Genomic DNA, 2,895 nt, shown 5'->3' on the forward strand with positions numbered 1-2,895 from the left:
GGCCACGGGTGCCGCGCGCGTCATGCGAACACCTGCAATGCCTGGCTCGGCAGCGCGACCCAGAACTTGTGGCTGCCCGGCGCCGGCAGCAGGTGGCGCTGCTCGCGCAGCACGTCGGCGAACAGCGTGATGCCGGGCAGGCGGTCCGCGGCCAGCATCAGCCGGTAGCGGCTGCCGAGATAGGTCTCGTCGACGATGCGCGCCAGCAGGCGGTTGGGCTCGCCCTCGGCCGGCTGCAGCCTGACCGCCTCGGGGCGGCAGCACAGCCGCGTCGCGTGCTCGGGCGCGGCGCCGGCGCACGCCGGCGACACCGCCAGCTCCACCTCGCCCACGCGAAAGGTGTCGCGCCCGCTGCGCCGGCCCGCGAGCCAGTTGGCCTGCCCGATGAACTCGGCGACGAAGGCCGAGGCCGGGCGCTCGTAGATCTCGCCGGGCGTGCCGGCCTGGGCGATGCGCCCGCCGTCCATCACCGCGATGCGGTCCGCCATCGCCATCGCTTCGTCCTGGTCGTGCGTGACCATCACGGTGGTGACGTTCAGGCGCCGCTGCAGCTGGCGCAGTTCCAGGCGCAGATGCTCGCGCACGCGCGCGTCGAGCGCGGACATGGGCTCGTCGAGCAGCAGCAGCGAAGGCGCCGGCGCCAGCGCGCGCGCCAGCGCCACGCGCTGCTGCTGGCCGCCGGAGAGCTGGCCGGGGAACTTGCGCTCGCTGCCGTCCAGGCCCACCAGCGCCAGCATCTCGCGCACGCGCGCGTCGCGGTGGACGCGGCCCATGCCGCGGCCCGGCAGGCCGTAGGCCACGTTCTGGCTCACCGTGAGATTGGGGAACAGCGCGTAGGACTGGAACAGGATGCCGTAGTCGCGCGACTGCGGCGGCAGGCCGGTCAGCTCGCGCCCGCCGGCATGGATGCGGCCCGCGTCCTCGCGCTCGAGGCCGGCGATGATGCGCAGCAGGGTGGTCTTGCCGCAGCCCGACGGGCCCAGCAGGCACAGCAGCTCGCCCTGCGCCACCGACAGCGACACGCCGTCCAGCGCCTGGAAACCGCCCGCCCCTCCGAAACGCTTGCTGACCTGCTCGACCGCCAGGAACGCGCGGCCCGGCGCGGACTCACCTGCTTGCATGAATGCCCAACCCTTGATGCCATGATGACAGGGGGGCATGTTAGGGACGGCGCGTGCCAGTCATGTGGCAGCCGGGCAAAGAATGCCGATGCGGGTATTGGCGGATTTGCGGGGCGGATTTGCGGGCGGACTGACGGGTGAATCGACGAGCGGACTGGCGAACGAATTGACGAACGGATCGGCCGGCCGCCGCCGCCGCCCTACCCGTTCGACGCCACGCGCGCCGGGCGCGCCTGCATGGTGGCCTCGCCGCCCGCCGCGCAGATCTCCATCAGGCCACCGAGCGGCACCGCCTGGCAGAACAGGTAGCCCTGCACGGCATCGCAGCCGCGCTCGCGCAGGAAGGCGAACTGCGCCGGCGACTCCACGCCCTCGGCCACCACCTGCAGGTGCAGTTGATGGCCGAGCGCGATGATGGCGGCGGCGACGGCCTGGTGGTGCTCGTCGTGCGCCACGTCGTCGACGAAGGACTTGTCGATCTTGAGCTTGTCGATCGGCAGCCGCGTCAGGTAGCTCAGGCCGGAATAGCCGGTGCCGAAATCGTCGATCGACAGGCCCACGCCGAGCGCGCGCACGCGCTCGAAGGTCTCGATGGTCTTGCTGCCGCCCTCGATCAGGATGCCCTCGGTGACTTCGATGGTCAGCGCCCGCGCCGGCAGCCCCGCCGCCTCCAGGCACTGCTTGACCATCGCGGGAAAGCCGGCCTGGCGCAGCTGCAGCGGCGAGATGTTGACCGCCACCTCCAGCTCGCGGCCCAGCTTGCCGCGCAGCTGCTGGATCTCGCGGCAGGCGGTGGCCAGGATCCATTCGCCCAGCGGCATGATGAGCCCGCTCTGCTCGGCGATCGGGATGAACTCGGCCGGCGGGATCACGCCGCGCTCGGGCGTGTCCCAGTGGATCAGCGCCTCCACGCCGGTGATGCGCAGCGTGGCGGCATCGACGATGGGCTGGTAGCGCAGCCGGAACGCGCGCGCGGCCAGCGCGCGCCGCAGCAGGCCCTCGATGGTGAAGCGCGCCATCGAGGCCTCCGCCATCTCGCTGGAGAAGCGGCACAACTGCGCGCCGCCGCCGCGCTTGGCGGCGTACATGGCTGCGTCGGCGTTCTTGAGCAGGTCGGCGAGATTGTCGCCGTCGTCGGGGCACAGCACCATGCCGATCGACGGCGTCAGGCGCAGGCGCTGGCTGCCCAGGCGCAGCTCCTCCGACAGGCGCGCCAGGATCTTGGCCGCGACCAGTTCGGCCTCGCTGTCCTGGGCGATGGCGTCGAGCACCACCACGAACTCGTCGCCGCCCATGCGCGCGACCAGGTCGGCGTGGCGCACGGCGGCCTTGAGGCGGTCGGCGACGATGCGCAGCACCTCGTCGCCGATATGGTGGCCGAGCGACTCGTTGATGCGCTTGAACTGGTCCAGGTCCAGCAGCAGCAGCGCGATGCGCTCGCCCTTGCGCAGCGCGCGCTGCAGCACCAGCTCGGTACGCGCGTGCAGCTGGGCGCGGTTGGGCAGGCCGGTGAGCGCGTCGTGGTGCGCCAGGTGGCGGATGTACTCGTCGGCGCGCTTGCGCTCGGTCAGGTCGTGCGCGATGGCCAGATAGCCGCCGCCGTCCAGCGCCGCGCCCGGCCCCGGCGCCGGCGCGCCCGGCAGCGCGGTGAGCGTCAGTTGCACCGGCAGGCGCGAGCCGCCCTTGCGCACGTAGGTCCATTCCTGCTCGTCGGCCAGCCCCAGGCGCGCCTTGCCGGTCACGGCCGGCAGGCCCGCCGCGACCGGCTCCCCCC

General features: G+C 72.6%; 2 protein-coding genes. Both read right to left on the reverse strand.

Annotation, left to right across the window (positions count from 1 at the left end; genetic code table 11):
• Positions 1–20: 20 nt before the first annotated feature.
• Positions 21–1,121, reverse strand: coding sequence for a putative 2-aminoethylphosphonate ABC transporter ATP-binding protein (locus K206_RS0132085; RefSeq protein ID WP_020206403.1), 1,101 nt, complete (start codon positions 1,119–1,121; stop codon positions 21–23).
• A gap of 200 nt (positions 1,122–1,321) precedes the next feature.
• On the reverse strand, positions 1,322–2,895 hold a 1,574-nt coding region (locus K206_RS39910), incomplete at its 5' end, for a bifunctional diguanylate cyclase/phosphodiesterase (RefSeq protein ID WP_020206404.1).

This window comes from Cupriavidus sp. WS (assembly GCF_000395345.1).
GTDB lineage: Bacteria > Pseudomonadota > Gammaproteobacteria > Burkholderiales > Burkholderiaceae > Cupriavidus > Cupriavidus basilensis_B.

Excerpts from the sequence above, each read along its gene's own strand:
- K206_RS0132085 (WP_020206403.1), bottom strand. The coding sequence starts at position 1,121 with ATGCAAGCAGGTGAGTCCGCGCCGGGCCGCGCGTTCCTGGCGGTCGAG.